Below are 15,134 nucleotides of genomic sequence, written 5' to 3'. Positions count from 1 at the left end.
TTCCCAGACGGGTCCGACAAATCTCCGCGCACCGTCGTCCGCTCGCCGGCGTCCGGTGGCGGTGGTGGTGCGGTCAGGCGTTGGCGGTCTCGATCCAGCGGTCCAGGGTCGAGGCGGCCGAGCCGGAGTCGATCGACTGGGCCGCGCGGGCCAGGCCGGCACGCAGCGCCTCGGTCAGGTCGCCGTCCAGTGGGCCCTGTGTGGCCAGCGCCGCCGCCGCGTTGACCAGCACCGCGTCCCGCACCGGGCCCGTCTCGCCGACCAGCAGGCGACGGGCCACACCCGCGTTGTACGCGGCGTCACCGCCGCGCAGGTCCGCGATGGTGGACCGGGGCACCCCCAGGTCCGTCGCGTCCAGCACTGCCTCGCGCACGGTGCCGCCCTGAGCCGCCCAGACCCGGGTCGGCGCGGCGGTGGTGAACTCGTCCAGCCCGTCCTCGCCGCGCATCACGATCGCCGAGTCGCCACGAGCCGCGAACACGCTGGCCATCACCGGGGCCATCCGGAGGTCGAAGCAGCCGACCGCGCCGGCCATGGGGCGGGCCGGGTTGGTCAGCGGGCCGAGGAAGTTGAAGAAGGTGGGCACCCCCACCTCGCGGCGGACCGGGCCCGCGTGCCGCATCCCCGGGTGGAACCGGGCCGCGAAGCAGAACCCGATGCCGGCCTCCTCGACACAGCGGGCGACCTGCTCCGGGCCGAGATCCAGCGGGATGCCGAGGAACTCCAGCAGGTCGGCGGTGCCGCACAGGGAGGAGGCGGCCCGGTTGCCATGCTTCACGACCCGGACGCCGGTGCCGGCGACCACCAGCGCCGTCATCGTGGAGATGTTGACCGTGTGGGCGAGGTCACCGCCGGTGCCGACCACGTCGAGCGCAGTGCGGCGCAGCTCCTCGGGGAGCGCCACCGGGACCGCGCGACCCAGCATCGCCTCCACCAGGCCGGCCAGTTCCGCGGGGGTTTCCCCCTTGGCCCGCAGCGCCACGGCGAACGCGGCGATCTGTGCCGCGCTCGCCGAGCCGGTCATGATCTCGTCCATCGCCCAGGCGGTGTCGGCGGTGGAGAGTTCGTCACCGCGCAGCAGCGCGTTGAGCAGGTGCGGCCAGGTCCGATCGCCCATGGCGGGCCTCCCGAGCATGCGAAGTGCGGGTGGGCTGGAACCGGCGCCGAGGAGATCCGGCGCCATGGGGGGTGCCGGAGGAGCGTGGGACGTCAGGCGGGTGCGTGCGTCCGCAGCAGCTCGGCCACCGTGCCGCCGGTGGTCACCGGGTCGAGCGGGTGCACGAGCGTCGCGTCGACCTCGGCGTACGCGGCGAGCCATCGGTCGGCGGCGCGGGCGATCACCAGGCAGGTCGGGGGAGCGTCGTCCCGGTCGTCCTTGATCTGCCGGGCGATGCCGATGCCGCCGCCCGGGCTCGCCTCACCGTCGAGCAGCAGCAGGTCGATCTCGTAGTCGTCGACCAGCCGGATGGTCTCCGCGTAGGTCGACGCGTCGACGAACTCGATCTGCAGACCGGGCGCGGGCCGGGTGCCGACGGCCATCCGCATCCGATCACGGACCTGCGGGTCGTCGCTGTAGAGCAAGACGGTGCACAGACGATCGCTCATGGCTGCACTGACTCCCACCTCGTAGCTGCTCGCAGATCGTACCGGTCGGCGTGACGTAGCCGACATCCCGCCCGGGTCGCGGGTCGGGGCGTACCGTCCGGGCAGCTCAGGCGGGCGCGGCGTCGGCGGCGCGCTCGCGGGCCTCCTGACGGTCCAGCTCGCGGTCCACCCGGCGGGCCTCCCGCTCGGACTGCTTGACCCACTGCACGACCAGCACCGCGAGCATGGTCACACTGACGAACTCGCCGCCGGCCCAGAGGATGCCGCCGGCGACCACCTGGTCGGCCTTGGGGTCGGCCCAGCTCAGGTTGAGCGATGGATACCAGTCGCCGCCGAGAAGCGTGGTGCTCTGCATCACGGTGAGCCCGAGCACGGTGTGGAACGGCACGGAGAGCAGCATCAGCAGCGCGCGCGCCGGGTACGGCCAGCGGCCGGGCAGCGGGTCGAGGCCGAGTAGCGGCCAGAAGAACACGCAGCCGGTCATGATGAAGTGAGCGTGCATCAGCTCGTGCGCCCAAGCGTGTTCCAGGGTGTAGCGGTAGAGATCACTGAAGTACAGCGCGAACGGGTTGACCACGAAGATGGCGAACGCCACGAGCGGGAAGCTGTAGACCCGGGCGACCCGACTGTGCACGATCGCCAGGAGGCGCTTGCGTGGGCTGGCCGGCAGGGTGCGCAGAGCCAGCGTCATCGGCGCGCCCAGCGCCAGGAAGATCGGCGCCACCATGGCGAGCACCATGTGCTGGACCATGTGCACCGACAGCAGCGCGGTGTCGTAGGCGTGCAGCCCGCTGACCGTGACCAGCGCGATGCCGCCCAGCCCGGGGCCGAGGAAGAACACGGTACGGGCGATCGGCCAGCGGTCGCCCCGCAGTCGCAGCCGGTACACCCCGTAGAGGTACAGGCCGGCGGCGAGCACCAGGCCGAGGGCCAGCCAGCTGTCCAGCCGGGTCTCGGTCAGCACCGCGCCGACGGTGAACGGCGGCGGGGCCGAGGTGGCGGCGAAGATCGGATCGACGTGCAGCACGCTTTTCAGGCTAGGCCAGGCGAACCGGACCTTGACGGCCGGGCCACGGAAGGCGCAGGTTTGCCACCCCGCTGATCGCCGGCCCCGGTCAGGGGCAATAATGACGGCGTGACTGCGGCCCCAGCCATTGACAAGAGCCGGATCCACTCTCTGACCCGACCGAACATGGTCAGCGTCGGGACGATCGTGTGGCTCTCCAGCGAACTCATGTTCTTCGCGGCGCTGTTCGCGATGTACTTCTCGATCCGCGCGGCTGCGCCGGAGCAGTGGGAGAAGCACACCGAGGCGCTGAACATCCCGTACGCGACCACCTTCACGGTGATCCTGGTGCTGTCCTCGGTGACGTGCCAGCTCGGCGTCTTCGCGGCGGAGAAGGGTGACGTGCACGCGCTGCGGCGCTGGTTCACCGTCACCTTCGTGATGGGCCTGATCTTCGTCCTCGGTCAGCTGAACGAGTACCGGCACCTGGTCGAGGACGGCATCAAGATCAACGGAGACGGGTACGGGTCGGTGTTCTACCTGACCACCGGCTTCCACGGCCTGCACGTGACCGGCGGTCTGATCGCCTTCATCATCTTCATGGTCCGTACGACCATGGGCCGGTTCACTCCGGCGCAGGCGACGTCGGCGATCGTCGTGTCGTACTACTGGCACTTCGTCGACGTCGTGTGGATCGGGCTGTACGCCATGATCTACTGGCTCCAGTGATCTTGCGCGTCACATTCCGCGCTGCTGCTCCGTCCCCTGAGACAGGTCCAACCGGTTAAGGACACCGCTCATGACTTCTGACAACGACCGCCGACGCGGTCTGCTCGCGCGGTTGCGTGAGCGGCCCGCCGCGCGCAGCAGGGGCCGCCGCCGGCTGGGCGCCGCGGTCCGGCTGATCGCCGCGCTGATGCTCGCCGGCGGCGCATACACCGTCTTCGCTCCGGGCGCCCAGGCGCAGGACAACCCGCAGCTGACCGGCGCCGCCGCAGAGGGCAAGGCGCTGTTCGACGTGAGCTGCGTGACCTGCCACGGCCGCAACGCCCAGGGTGTCGAGGGCCGCGGGCCGAGCCTGATCGGCGTCGGCGCGGCATCTGTCGAGTTCCAGGTCAGCTCCGGGCGGATGCCGCTGGCCCGCCAGGAGGCCCAGGCGCACCGCAAGCCCCCGGTCTTCACCGACGAGCAGACCCGCCAACTGGCGCAGTACATCCAGGAGCTGGGCGGCGGCCCGGTCGTGCCCGAGGGCGACGACCTCCGCGAGGACGGCAACATCGCGTCCGGCGGCGAGCTGTTCCGGATCAACTGCTCGCAGTGCCACGCCTTCGGTGGCGGTGGCGGCGCGCTCTCCTCGGGCAAGTTCGCCCCGAGCCTGCACCCCGCGACCGACCGCCAGATCTACGCGGCGATGTTGAGCGGCCCGCAGAACATGCCGGTGTTCGGCGACAACCAGCTCCGGCCGGAGCAGAAGGCCGACATCATCGCCTACATCCAGGAGACGCTGAAGCACGACCAGGACCCGGGCGGGTTGAACCTCGGGCGGTACGGCCCGTCCACCGAGGGCCTGGCGATCTTCCTGGTTGGCATCGTGGCGCTCGTCTTCGCTAGCCTGTGGATTGCGGGTAAGTCGTGATCGAGCAGGGCATCCGATTCAGTGCCGTGGTGCCGCTCGGCGCCACCCGTAGCGAGGTGACGGCATGAGCACCCACACCGAGCACCCGGCCCCGCAGGGTCAGGAGCCGCTCGACGTGAACGACCCCAAGCTGACCCGGTTCGACATCGTTCGTGAGGGCGCGCGCAGGGACGACATCGAGATCGTCCACTACGAGCCGCAGGTGCTGCCGGGCACCAAGGCGGAGCGTCGGCTGACCCGGGTGGTCGCCGGCTTCTTCCTGATCACCGGCCTGGCCGCGACCGCCTTCCTGGCCATCTACATCTGGTGGCCGTGGCAGTACGAGGCGGGCCGGGGTGGCGACAAGTTCTACACCCCGCTGCTCGGCTTCACCCTCGGCGTGGCGCTGCTCGCCGTCGGCTTCGGCATCCTGACCTGGGGCAAGAAGTTGCTGCCCAAGGAGGTCTCGATCCAGGACCGGCACGAGGGCCAGGTGGACTCCGAAGGCCGCACGATCACCGGCCAGACCATGCTCTACATGGCGGACGAGCTGGGCGTGAAGCGTCGCCCGCTGCTCGGCATCTCGCTGCTGGCCGGTCTCGCGCCGGTCGCCGCGGTCGCCGCGGCACCGCTGGTCGGCGGGCTGATCTCGCAGCCGCACAAGAACAACCAGATGTTCACCACCGGGTTCGCCATGCCCGAGGGCGGCCAGCGGATCCGCCTGGTCCGCGAGGACGGCCGGCCGATCCGCCCGGCGGACATCAGCACCGGTGGGCAGCTGACCGTCTTCCCCGGCATCGACCACGGCGTGAGCAACAAGCACGCCGACTCGCCGACGCTGCTGATCCACCTCCGCGACTCCGACGCGCAGGAGTCGCGCCGGGCCAACGAGCGGGTCGGCCACGGTGACTACATGTGGGGCAACTACGCGGCGTTCTCCAAGATCTGCACGCACGCGGGATGCCCGGCCAGCCTGTACGAGCAGCAGACCAACCGGCTGCTCTGCCCGTGCCACCAGTCCCAGTTCCTGATCACCGACAACGCCCGGCCCATCTTCGGCCCCGCCAGCCGGCGGCTGCCGCAGCTGCCGATCGAGGTGGACTCCGAGGGCTTCTTCGTGGCGAAGTCCGACTACACCGAGACCGTCGGGCCTGATTTCTGGGAGCGGCCATGAAGCGTCGAAAGTTTGACCTTGCGGCGACGCCGGGCAAGGCGGCGGTGGGAGTGGACGACCGCTTCGCGGTGGCCACCCCGCTGCGCAAGCTACTGAACAAGGTCTTCCCGGACCACTGGTCCTTCCTGCTCGGCGAGATCGCGCTGTTCTCGTTCATCGTGCTGCTGTTGACCGGTGTGTTCCTCACCTTCTTCTTCGAGCCGGCGATGACCGAGGTGGTCTACGACGGCAGCTACGCGCCGTTGCAGGGCACGCCGATGTCCGCCGCGTACGCCTCCAGCCTGGACATCTCGTTCGACGTCCGCGGCGGTCTGGTGATGCGGCAGATGCACCACTGGGCGGCGCTGCTGTTCATGGCCGCGATCGTCGTGCACATGCTCCGGGTCTTCTTCACCGGCGCCTTCCGCAAGCCGCGTGAGACCAACTGGATCATCGGTTCGCTGCTGTTCTGGGTCGGCTTCCTGGCCGGCTTCACCGGCTACTCGCTGCCGGACGACGGCCTCTCCGGCACCGGCCTGCGGATCGCCTCGGCGATCATGCTGTCCATCCCGGTGATCGGCTCCTGGGTCACCTCGTCGGTCTTCGGCGGCGAGTTCCCGGGCACGATCATCATCAGCCGGTTCTTCATCGCCCACGTGCTGCTCATCCCGGGTCTGCTGGTCGCGCTGATCAGCGTCCACCTGGGCCTGGTCTTCAAGCAGAAGCACACCCAGTGGCCCGGCCCCGGCCGGACCAACAACAACGTGGTCGGCGAGCGGATGTTCCCCCGGTACGCGCTGAAGCAGGGCGGCTTCTTCATGGTCGTCTTCGGCGTCATCGCGCTGATGGGCGGTCTGTTCCAGATCAACCCGATCTGGCTGTTCGGCCCGTACGAGGCGTGGGTGGTTTCGGCCGCCAGCCAGCCCGACTGGTACGTCATGTTCCTCGACGGGTCGACCCGACTCATGCCGGCCTGGGAGATTCCCATCCCGATCGGCGACGGGTACGTCATCCCGCCGCTGTTCTGGCCGACTGTCGTGCTGCCGGGCATCCTGGTGGGCCTGTCGACGATGTACCCGTTCCTGGAAGCCCGGCACCTCAAGGACCGCAAGAGCCACAACCTGCTCGAGCGTCCCCGGGATGCTCCGGCCCGGACCGCCGTCGGCGCCATGGCCGTCTCGTTCTACATCGTGCTGACGCTCTCCGGCGCCAACGACGTGATCGCGGACAAGTTCCAGATCAGTTTGAACGCGATGACCTGGGCGGGCCGGATCGGCCTGCTGGTGGTCCCGCCACTGGCGTACTACGTCACCTACCGGCTCTGCCTGGGTCTGCAGCAGCACGACCGGGAGGTGCTCGCCCACGGTGTGGAGACCGGCATCATCCGGCGCATGCCGGATGGCCGGTTCGTCGAGGTGCACCAGCCGCTCAGCGCGTCCAACGGGCACGCGGACGGTCACGGCCAGCTGGACTACGTCGGCTGGGTCGTGCCCAAGAAGATGAACCGGCTGGGGGCCCTCGGCCCGGCCATCCGGGGCTTCTTCTACCCGATCGAGAGGCCGGTCGAGGCGCCGGTCTCGCCGGGGCACCCGCCGGTCGAGGCCCGACCCGAGCGCGAGGAGATCGGCAGCGGCGAGAGCCGCCGCTGACCGCCCAGTCACACCGTTACGTGGCGCCCGCCGGATTCCGGCGGGCGCCACGTCGTTTCCACACCCCCCGCCCATCCGACCAGGAGTCGGACGGTCACGGCGGGACCGGTCGACCCCCGCGCGACGGGCGATCGCAGGAATAACCCCGGTGAGCCGGGTATCCGTGCGGTCCAACGTCTCAAGGGGGGGAAGCATGTTGGGTATCAAACGCCTCGGCCTGTTGGCCGCGCTGGTACTTGTCGGTGTCGCGCCGGCTGCGGCCGCGCAGGCCGCGGCACAGCCGTCGACGCAGGACACCCAGTACCTGCAGGCGGTACACCAGGTCAACCTGTTCGAGATCACCGCTGGTGACCTGGCCCAGCAGAAGGGTCAGGACCAGGGGGTCAAGGACCTGGGCGCGATGCTGAAGACCGACCACACCCAGCTGGACCAGACGGTGCAGCAGACCGCTTCACAGCTCGGGGTGGAACTGCCGAACGAGCCCAGCGCCGATCAGCAGGCGGTCATCGACAAGCTGAACAACGCCAGTGGCGCGGAGTTCGACCGGCTCTGGGTGACAAGTGAGCTGGCCGGTCACGTCCAGGCCATCCAGGCCACCCAGACGGAGATCTCGCAGGGCTCCGAGCAGTCGGTGGTCCAGTTGGCGCAGACGGCGCTTCCGACGCTGCAGACGCACTACGACGAGTTGGTGGCGCTCGCCAACAAGTTGGGCATCCCGGTTCCGCAGACCAGCGCCAGCGGTACGCCCAGCCCGGGCGGCACCGGCACTGAGTCGCCGGCTCCGGGCGGCACCGGCACCGAGTCGCCGGCTCCGGGCGGCGGCAGCACCGAGTCCCCGGCTCCGGGCGGCGGCACCACCGAGGTGCCGGCTCCCAGCGAGAGCTGACGTAGCCACAGCAGACGGCCGGTCCACCCACGTGGTGGACCGGCCGCCCTGTGCGCGTCAGGCGCCGCCGTGGGGCCGGCACGGACCCCGAAACGGCGGGCGGGTCAGTCGGCGCTGGCCAGGCCGATCGCGAACGCCTCCTCCAGGTCGTGCTGGGAGTACGCCCGGAAGGCGATGTGCGACTCGGTGTTGAGCACGCCCGGGACCTTGGAGATGCTGCCTGCGATGACCTGGGCGATCTGGTCGAACTCGCGGACCCGGACGATGGCGATGAGGTCGACGTGCCCGGCCACCGAGTAGACCTCGCTGACACCGGGAAGGTTGGCCAGGTTCTCCGCCACCTCGGGGATCGCATCGGTGGCGCAGTCGATCAGCACGATCGCGGTGATCACGGGGCATTTCTCCGTTCGTCGGCGTCGTCGCCCATGCTAGATGTTTCGGCCCGAGACCGGAGGCGGGAGCCGACGGGGCTCAGCCCTGGGCGGGGCAGGGCACGGTCAGGTCGTTCCCGGCCCGGATCACGTTCCGCAACCGCTCGCCGGCGCGTACTGTCGCGCCCGGCCACACCACAGTGCGGAACACGTCGCCGTCCACCCGCGCCCCCGCGCCGACGACCGACTCCACGCAACGGCCGGTCACCGTCGCGGACTCCTCGACGAGAGTGCCCCCGGACGCGGCGTGCAGGTTGGCCGCCAGGTAGTCGGCCGGGGTGCCGGTGTCGAAGAAGGTGCCCGGGTAGGGCGCCACCGTCAGGGCGCCCGCGGCCTCGGCCGGCCGCCACACGGCGCGGACCAGGTCCGAGAAGACGACCGGCAGGTCCCGGACCAGCCGCCACGGCAGCAGCGAGAAGCCGGTGAAGCAGTGCCCGGCGAAGGTTCCCGGCGCCGCCGGGTCCGCGGCCGGCTGGCCGAGCAGGCGTACGCTTCGCCCGTCCCAGCCGTCGAGCAGGGCGGCCACGTCCGGGCCCGGGGGAGCAGCCGGGTCGGCGAGGTACGCGTCGGCGTTGCCGACCAGCACCGGCCGTCCGTCGATCCAGTCCCGCAGGTTGGCCACCCCACCCGCGGTGCCCAGCGGGTCGCCCGGCTCCACCGACAGGTGCGCGCGGTCACCGACGTGCGCCACCACCTGGTCGCCGAGGTAGCAGGCGTTCACTGCGACCCGGTCGGGACCGGTCAGCCCCAGGCCGGCCAGCCGCGCCAACGCCCGATCCAGCAGGGGCACGTTGCCGACCGGGCAGAGCGCCTTGGGCACCCGTTCGGTGAGCGGGCGCAACCGGGTGCCCTCGCCGGCGGCGAGCACCACCGCGCACAACTCGGCCGGCGCGGAGGCCCCGTCGGTCATGGCAGGTCGTCGGGGATCGGGGGCGGGAACTGCCCGGCCAGCGGCCCGATGTCGTAGTAGGCGAGCAGCCGGGCGGTCGGCCAGGTCAGCTTGGGCAGGTCGTCCAGGGGGTGCCACGCGGCCTCGAAGACCTCCGCGCCGTCGACCGCCAGCTTGGTGTCGGACGCGGGCACCTCGGTCTCGAAGACCATGTCCACCCAGCCCTTGGCGTGCACGATCGCGTTCGGCACCGCCGGGCGTAACCGGGACGGGGGGAGTCGGACGCCGGATTCCTCGAACAGCTCGCGGGCCGCACCCACCACCGGGGGCTCGCCCCGATCCAGGAGACCGGCGGGCAGCGACCAGCCCTTGCCTGGCGGTTGGCGCAGCATCAGCAGCCGGCCCGCGCCCGTCGCCTCGGAATCGCGGACCAGGGTGACCGCGCCGACGATGTACTTGGGCATCGCCAGCTTGACCAGGCGCCGACGCACCGGCAGCGGCAGCCGGTAGAAAGCCTGGTAGAAGACGGCCCGACCGGTTGCGCGGGAACGGGGGATCATGGCTCCAGGCTAGTGGTCGCGAATGTCCCTCGGACGCGCTGGGCCGCCAGGGTCACTGTCGATGGTCGACCAGGTCGATGAGCTGGCGGACCACGGTGTCCGGTTCGATCACCCGGTCGAAGACCGCGACCAGCAGGGTCTCCAGGTCGGGGTAGCCCAACTCCTCGGAGAGGCGCAGCAGTGGCAGGTCACTGGCGAGGCCCCGGTTGTGCTGGCGCAGGGCGAGCCCGATGGTGGCCCGACCGAGGCGCACCTTGTCGCTGATCGTGATGCCCGGCTCGGTGTGCTCGGCGAACCACCTGTTGATCTGCATCTGCGCGTGCGGCGACTTGACGAAGGTCAGCCACTCCCGGCGGGGACCGCGCGGCGCCACACCTGCCTCGAAGCCGTTGTCGCCGTCGTTCTCGGTGAAGATCTCCACCACGTCGCCCTCGTCCAGCTCGGAGCTGAGCGGGGCCAGCCGACCGTTGATGCGTGCGGCGAGGCAGCGGTCGCCCCGGTCGTTGCCCAGCTCGTACGCCAGGTCGACAGGTGTGGCACCGGCGGGCAGCACGACCTGCCGCCCGTCGGAGAAGACCTGGATCTGCCCCTCGGCGAGGTCGCAGCGTAGCGACTCGAGGAACTGTGCCGGGTCGGCGGCGTCCGGCTCCCAGTCGAGCACCCGGCGCAGCCAGTCCAACTGCTCGGCGCGGGCCGCGGCGCTGCTGCTGCCCGAGCGGGGGAAACGGAAGTCGGCGGCGATGCCGTACTCGGCCGAGCGGTGCATCTCCTGGGTGCGGATCAGCACCTCCACAGTGCGGTCCTGCGGGCCGCAGACGCTTGTGTGCAGCGAGCGGTAGAGGTTGTTCTTCGGTGACGCGATGAAGTCCTTGAAACGGCCGGCCACCGGTCGCCAGGTGCCGTGGATCGCGCCGAGCGCGGCGTAACAGTCGGTGGCCGGGCCGTCGACCACCACCACGATGCGGGGCAGGTCGTACGGGGCCGTGTGGCCGCCGGCGATGGTGTCCTTCCAGATCGAGTAGAGGTGCCGGGGACGAGGGCTCACCTCGGCGTCGACCCGGCTGCGGCGCAGCGCCACCCGGGCTTGGGTGACCACCGAGTCGAGGTACGAGTCCCAGCCCGGCCGGTCGTGCACGTGCCGGGCCAGTCGGGCATGCTCGTCGGGCTCAAGGTGCAGCAGCACCACGTCGTCCAGCTCGCGCTTGAGGGTCTGGATGCCCAGCCGGTCACAGAGTGGGACCAGCACCTCCTGGGTCTTGCGGGCGATCCGTTCCCGCGACGACGCGGAGCGCACCCCGAGCGTGCGCATGTTGTGCAGCCGGTCGGCGAGCTTGATGATCAGCACCCGGACGTCCTTGGCGGCCGCGACGATCATCTTGCGGATCGTCTCCGCCTCGGCGGCCTTGCCGTAGAACGCCTTGTCGAACTTGGTCACCCCGTCGACCAGGTGGGCCACCTCGCCGCCGAAATCCTCGGAGAGCGCCTGGAGGGTGTAGCGGGTGTCCTCCACGGTGTCGTGCAGCAGCGCCGCGACCAGGGTGGTGGCGTCCATTCCCAGCTCGGCGCAGATCTGCGCCACCGCGAGGGGATGGGTGATGTACGGTTCCCCGCTCTTGCGGAACTGCCCGCGGTGCATGTTCTCCGCGATCGTGTAGGCACGGCGCAGCACCGCGGGGTCGGTGCCGGCGTGGATGCCCCGGTGGGTGCGGACCAGCTGGGTGACCGGGTCGGAGTCGGTGGTCGGCCAACTGAGCAACGACCGTAGCCGGCGGGCGAGCGGCAGCTCACCTGGCTGTGTCGGCAGGGCGCCCCCCAGGGCGGCGCCGTGTCCGGCGTCGACGTCCACGAGGGACACCTCCTCACCCCGGCTCCGCGTCGCCGGAACCCCGGCGGCGGGAGCAGGCCCACGAATCGGGCAGGACTGCACTTCTCTAACAGCCTAAGCGAGCCGACGTAGTCCGATCGGTCAGTTGGTCATGAGCGTTCGGTCGAGAGTTGGTGGGACGCGCCGCCCTCGGCCTTCGCCAGCAGGTCACGGAACCGACCCGCGCCACTCGCCGGAGAGGACCAACCGGAGGACATTTCGACGAGTCGGGTCTCCGGTCGCTCCAACCAGGACAGGATCCGCTCGGACTCCTCGGCGGTGGCGGCCGGCACCGGACCGTGCCCGCCCGACACCGTCTCCGCGGTGGCCCGGATCGTGGTCAACGTGGGACGCGGGTGTACGCCCGGCGGGGACACCCCCGCGCCGGCCAGCCGGCCGTGCCGGACCAGCGCCAACTCCCAGCCGCCCCGGGCGGCCGGCCGGGCCGCGGCCAGCTCGACGATCCCGGTCAGCGCGGCCAGCCGCTGCATCCGCACGGTGGCCCGCAGCACGGCGGCCAGCCGGGACCGCACCACGGCGGCCTCCTCGTAGCGCTGGTCGCGGGAGAGCGCGTCGATCCGCGCGAGGAGCGCGTCCACCACCGGCTGGGGGTCGCTGGCCGTCGCGGTGCGGAAGGGCGCGGCGGCGCTGTCGTCGTACTCCTCGGGGGTGATCTTGTGCTCGCAGGGCGCCGGGCAGCGACCCAGCTCGGCCAGCGCGCAGGCCGGCGTGACGGTGCGCAGCGAGAGCCGGTGCGTGCACTGGCGCAGCGGCACCGCGTCGTGGAAACCGGCGGCGGCCAGCTCGGCGGCGCGCCGGGAGGTGAACGGCCCGAGGTACGCGGTGTCCGTGGGGGAGAGATCGCGGACGATCGACAGCCGAGGGTACGGACCGTCGGTCAGCTTCAGCCAGACCATCCGTTCCGGGTATTTGGACCGGCGGTTGTACGGCGGGGCGTGGGCGGCGATCAACCGCAGCTCACGGACCTCCGCCTCCAACGAGTGGGCGCACTCCACCGCCTCGACCCGTTCGGCCGCGCCCAGCATCTCGGAGATCCGGGCGCGCTTCTCGCCGGCGGTGAAGTAGCTGCGCACCCGGGTGGCGATGTCGACGGAGGTGCCCACGTAGAGCGGCCGGTCGTCGGCGGCCCGGAAGATGTAGACCCCGGGGACCCTGGGCAGCCCCTCGGCCAGGTGCCGCTTGCGGCGCTGGGTAGGGGTGACCGCGCGGGCGAACTCGATGGCGTCGCCGACAGTGTCCACCCGGTGCCCGCCGAGCCGACCGATCAGCCCGTGCAGCACGTCGACTGTGGCCTTCGCGTCGTCCAGCGCCCGGTGCGTGGGCTGGGTGGCGGTGCGGAAGTAGGCGGCCAGGGTGCCCAGCTTGCGGTTGGGCACCTCGTCGCGGGTCAGCACCCGGCGGGCGAGCGCGGCCGTGTCCAGTACCCGGGGGTTGGGCCAGCGGTAGCCGAGCTTCGCGCAGGCGGCCTTGAGGAAGCCCACGTCGTACGGGGCGTTGTGGGCCACCAGCACCGCGTCGTCGATGAACTCCAGGAAGCTCGGCAGCACCTGCTCGATCGGTGGCGCCGGCACCAGCATGGCCTGGGTGATGCCGGTCAGCACGGTGATGAAGGGCGGAATCGGCTGCCCGGGGTTGACCAGGGTCGCCAACACCCCCAACTGCTCGCCACCGCGCACCTTGACCGCGCCGATCTCGGTGATGCCGCCGCCGTCCGGTGCCCCGCCGGTGGTCTCCAGGTCGACCACCACGAAGGTCGTCGCGTAGAGCGGCAGCGCCGGGTCCACCCCGCCCACCGCCGGGTCGAGACCGGCCAGTGACTCCTGGACGTACTCCGCCTGTGCCATCGGCGGCACGCTAGCGCCACGGTCCGACACTCCCGTCGCAGCCGTCCCATCCGTCACCATGGGGCTAGGATGAGAGATCGGCTCACTCACCGGGCGGTGGGCCCGGTCGCGGTGGGAGACTTGCCACATGCCCCTCACCGAGCCGTACGACGACCACCTCCCGCAGGAGGACACGGTCGCGCTCGACGGTGCTCTGGGCAACCCGGACGACAACGTAGTCAACGACACGTCTGGCGCATCGGCCCCGACAACGACGGGCGACGACCCCGGCGCCGAGCCGGCGCCGACCCTGCCCGAGTTGGAGCCGACCCTGCCCGAGCCGGTCCGGCAACGGATCGTGACGCTCACCGCGGCGGTGCTGCCCACCCTCCCTCCCGACGAGGTCCCCGTGCCGTTGCGCCGGGTGGCCAAGTTCGCCCCCAACCGGCGTGCCCGGCTCGGCGCGCCGGTCATCGCCGCCCAGCTCACCGCCGACCCGCTGTTCCGGCAGCGGGTCACCGCGCGGGTCCTGACCGACGCCGGTGACCTCGGTGCGGCAGTGGTCGAGGGCACCGCGCCGGCCGCCGCCGACCCGGTCGAGGTGGCCGCGCTGGCCTACCTGGCCCGGCCCCGTGGCTGGCGGGAGCTGATCGACGCCAGCGGCGCCGCCGTGCGCGCCGAGGCGGACAGCGCCGTCGTCGCCGAGTTGGTCCGCGAGGCCGAGCAGCGGGCCACCCGGGCCGAGCACGACCGCGCGGTAGCCCGGGTGGAGGCAGAGAAGCTCCGCGACGAGCTGGCCCGCGTCCGCGAGGAGCTGGGTCAGCTCCGCGAGGAGTCCCGGCAGACCGCCCGTACCCTGCGGGAGACCCAGGCCCGCGAACGGAAGGCCACCGAGCTGCTGGCCACCGAGCGCGGCCGGGCCGCACGCGCCAGCGCCGACGTGGACGCCGAGCTGCGCCGCGCCCGCGCCCGGCTGGCCGAGGCCGAGGCCTCCGCCGGGGTGGCCCGGGCCAGCGCCAAGGAGGCGCGTTCGGTCGACGACGCCCGGCTCTGGCTGCTCCTGGAGACCATCGGTCAGGCCGCCGTCGGGCTGCGCCGGGAGCTGGCGCTCGACCCGGTGGACAAACTCCCCGCCGACTTCGTCGCCGACGCGTTCGCCGAACGGCCGGGCACCGCCCCGGCCGGCCCCGCCGCCCGCGCCCGCGACACCGACGACCCGGCCCGGCTCGACCAACTACTCGCCCTGCCCCGGGCGCACCTCGTGGTCGACGGCTACAACGTCACCAAGCGTGGCTTCGGTGAGATGTCCCTGGAACAGCAACGCAAACGCCTCATCACCGGGCTGGGCGGGATCGCCGCGCAGACCGGCGACGAGGTCACAGTCGTCTTCGACGGCGCCGAGCGGATGCACGGGCTGCCGCCCGCGCCGCGCGGCGTGCGGGTGCTCTTCTCCCGCAAGGGCGAGACCGCCGACGAGCTGATCCGGCGGCTGGTCCGCGCCGAGCCGGCAGGCCGGCCGGTGGTCGTGGTCTCGTCGGACCGCGAGGTCGCCGACGGGGTACGCCGGCACGGGGCGTACCCGCTGGGCGCGGACTCGCTGCTGCGGCGGCTCGCCCGCTCCTGACCCCCCCC

14 protein-coding genes are annotated in these 15,134 nt (G+C 71.5%); 6 read left to right on the top strand and 8 right to left on the bottom strand.

Annotated features, from left to right (window positions below):
- Positions 1-73 precede the first annotated feature (73 nt).
- The 3 genes from trpD to KBX71_RS27395 form a co-directional block, all read right to left on the bottom strand.
- Positions 74-1,117, bottom strand: coding sequence for an anthranilate phosphoribosyltransferase (gene trpD / locus KBX71_RS27405; protein ID WP_210820657.1), 1,044 nt, complete (start codon positions 1,115-1,117; stop codon positions 74-76).
- A 92-nt stretch (positions 1,118-1,209) separates the two neighbouring features.
- Complete coding sequence (locus KBX71_RS27400; RefSeq protein ID WP_145779657.1) at positions 1,210-1,605, bottom strand: hypothetical protein; 396 nt, start codon at positions 1,603-1,605, stop codon at positions 1,210-1,212.
- Between the two features lie 106 nt (positions 1,606-1,711).
- Positions 1,712-2,632, bottom strand: a complete 921-nt coding sequence (locus KBX71_RS27395) for a cytochrome c oxidase assembly protein (RefSeq protein ID WP_374102650.1) — start codon at positions 2,630-2,632, stop codon at positions 1,712-1,714.
- Positions 2,633-2,740: 108 nt separating this feature from the next.
- Here KBX71_RS27395 and KBX71_RS27390 point away from each other — a divergent pair, with 108 nt between their 5' ends.
- From KBX71_RS27390 to KBX71_RS27370, 5 genes are all read left to right on the top strand, one after another.
- Complete coding sequence (locus tag KBX71_RS27390; RefSeq protein ID WP_124820713.1) at positions 2,741-3,340, top strand: heme-copper oxidase subunit III; 600 nt, start codon at positions 2,741-2,743, stop codon at positions 3,338-3,340.
- 70 nt (positions 3,341-3,410) lie between these two features.
- Positions 3,411-4,247, top strand: a complete 837-nt coding sequence (locus KBX71_RS27385) for a cytochrome c (RefSeq protein ID WP_196925329.1) — start codon at positions 3,411-3,413, stop codon at positions 4,245-4,247.
- Between the two features lie 64 nt (positions 4,248-4,311).
- Positions 4,312-5,400, top strand: a complete 1,089-nt coding sequence (locus tag KBX71_RS27380; protein WP_196925330.1) for a ubiquinol-cytochrome c reductase iron-sulfur subunit — start codon at positions 4,312-4,314, stop codon at positions 5,398-5,400.
- The gene (locus KBX71_RS27375; protein ID WP_210820656.1) at positions 5,397-7,028 is read left to right on the top strand and encodes a ubiquinol-cytochrome c reductase cytochrome b subunit; all 1,632 of its coding nucleotides are present in this window, start codon (positions 5,397-5,399) and stop codon (positions 7,026-7,028) included. Before KBX71_RS27380 ends, KBX71_RS27375 begins: the two co-directional genes overlap by 4 nt.
- Positions 7,029-7,221: 193 nt before the next feature.
- Positions 7,222-7,914 carry a DUF4142 domain-containing protein gene (locus tag KBX71_RS27370; RefSeq protein ID WP_124820709.1) on the top strand — a complete coding sequence of 231 codons (693 nt, stop codon included), beginning with the start codon at positions 7,222-7,224 and terminating at the stop codon, positions 7,912-7,914.
- 104 nt (positions 7,915-8,018) lie between these two features.
- Here KBX71_RS27370 and KBX71_RS27365 read toward each other — a convergent pair whose 3' ends face one another.
- The 5 genes from KBX71_RS27365 to KBX71_RS27345 form a co-directional block, all read right to left on the bottom strand.
- Positions 8,019-8,306: an Lrp/AsnC family transcriptional regulator gene (locus KBX71_RS27365; RefSeq protein ID WP_074313163.1), complete on the bottom strand. Its 288-nt coding sequence runs from the start codon at positions 8,304-8,306 to the stop codon at positions 8,019-8,021.
- A gap of 79 nt (positions 8,307-8,385) precedes the next feature.
- Positions 8,386-9,255: a sugar phosphate nucleotidyltransferase gene (locus KBX71_RS27360; protein WP_210820655.1), complete on the bottom strand. Its 870-nt coding sequence runs from the start codon at positions 9,253-9,255 to the stop codon at positions 8,386-8,388.
- Positions 9,252-9,794, bottom strand: a complete 543-nt coding sequence (locus KBX71_RS27355) for an NUDIX hydrolase (protein ID WP_196925333.1) — start codon at positions 9,792-9,794, stop codon at positions 9,252-9,254. Before KBX71_RS27355 ends, KBX71_RS27360 begins: the two co-directional genes overlap by 4 nt.
- A 52-nt stretch (positions 9,795-9,846) precedes the next feature.
- The gene (locus KBX71_RS27350; protein WP_210820709.1) at positions 9,847-11,640 is read right to left on the bottom strand and encodes a bifunctional (p)ppGpp synthetase/guanosine-3',5'-bis(diphosphate) 3'-pyrophosphohydrolase; all 1,794 of its coding nucleotides are present in this window, start codon (positions 11,638-11,640) and stop codon (positions 9,847-9,849) included.
- 128 nt (positions 11,641-11,768) lie between these two features.
- Positions 11,769-13,523, bottom strand: coding sequence for a DEDD exonuclease domain-containing protein (locus tag KBX71_RS27345; RefSeq protein WP_210820654.1), 1,755 nt, complete (start codon positions 13,521-13,523; stop codon positions 11,769-11,771).
- A 127-nt stretch (positions 13,524-13,650) separates the two neighbouring features.
- Between KBX71_RS27345 and KBX71_RS27340 the strand changes: the two genes are divergently transcribed.
- On the top strand, positions 13,651-15,126 hold the full coding sequence (locus KBX71_RS27340) for an NYN domain-containing protein (protein ID WP_210820653.1): 1,476 nt from the start codon (positions 13,651-13,653) through the stop codon (positions 15,124-15,126).
- The last annotated feature ends 8 nt before the right edge of the window (positions 15,127-15,134 follow it).

The sequence above is a fragment of the Micromonospora sp. D93 genome (assembly GCF_018070365.1).
Classification (GTDB): domain Bacteria; phylum Actinomycetota; class Actinomycetes; order Mycobacteriales; family Micromonosporaceae; genus Micromonospora; species Micromonospora ureilytica.
The sequence above is the reverse complement of the archived record's forward strand: the minus strand, read 5'-3'. Positions and strand labels throughout refer to the sequence as shown.

Excerpts from the sequence above, each read along its gene's own strand:
- trpD (WP_210820657.1), bottom strand. The coding sequence starts at position 1,117 with ATGGGCGATCGGACCTGGCCGCACCTGCTCAACGCGCTGCTGCGCGGT.
- KBX71_RS27400 (WP_145779657.1), bottom strand. The coding sequence starts at position 1,605 with ATGAGCGATCGTCTGTGCACCGTCTTGCTCTACAGCGACGACCCGCAG.
- KBX71_RS27385 (WP_196925329.1), top strand. The coding sequence starts at position 3,411 with ATGACTTCTGACAACGACCGCCGACGCGGTCTGCTCGCGCGGTTGCGT.
- KBX71_RS27380 (WP_196925330.1), top strand. The coding sequence starts at position 4,312 with ATGAGCACCCACACCGAGCACCCGGCCCCGCAGGGTCAGGAGCCGCTC.
- KBX71_RS27375 (WP_210820656.1), top strand. The coding sequence starts at position 5,397 with ATGAAGCGTCGAAAGTTTGACCTTGCGGCGACGCCGGGCAAGGCGGCG.
- KBX71_RS27370 (WP_124820709.1), top strand. The coding sequence starts at position 7,222 with ATGTTGGGTATCAAACGCCTCGGCCTGTTGGCCGCGCTGGTACTTGTC.
- KBX71_RS27360 (WP_210820655.1), bottom strand. The coding sequence starts at position 9,255 with ATGACCGACGGGGCCTCCGCGCCGGCCGAGTTGTGCGCGGTGGTGCTC.
- KBX71_RS27355 (WP_196925333.1), bottom strand. The coding sequence starts at position 9,794 with ATGATCCCCCGTTCCCGCGCAACCGGTCGGGCCGTCTTCTACCAGGCT.
- KBX71_RS27345 (WP_210820654.1), bottom strand. The coding sequence starts at position 13,523 with ATGGCACAGGCGGAGTACGTCCAGGAGTCACTGGCCGGTCTCGACCCG.
- KBX71_RS27340 (WP_210820653.1), top strand. The coding sequence starts at position 13,651 with ATGCCCCTCACCGAGCCGTACGACGACCACCTCCCGCAGGAGGACACG.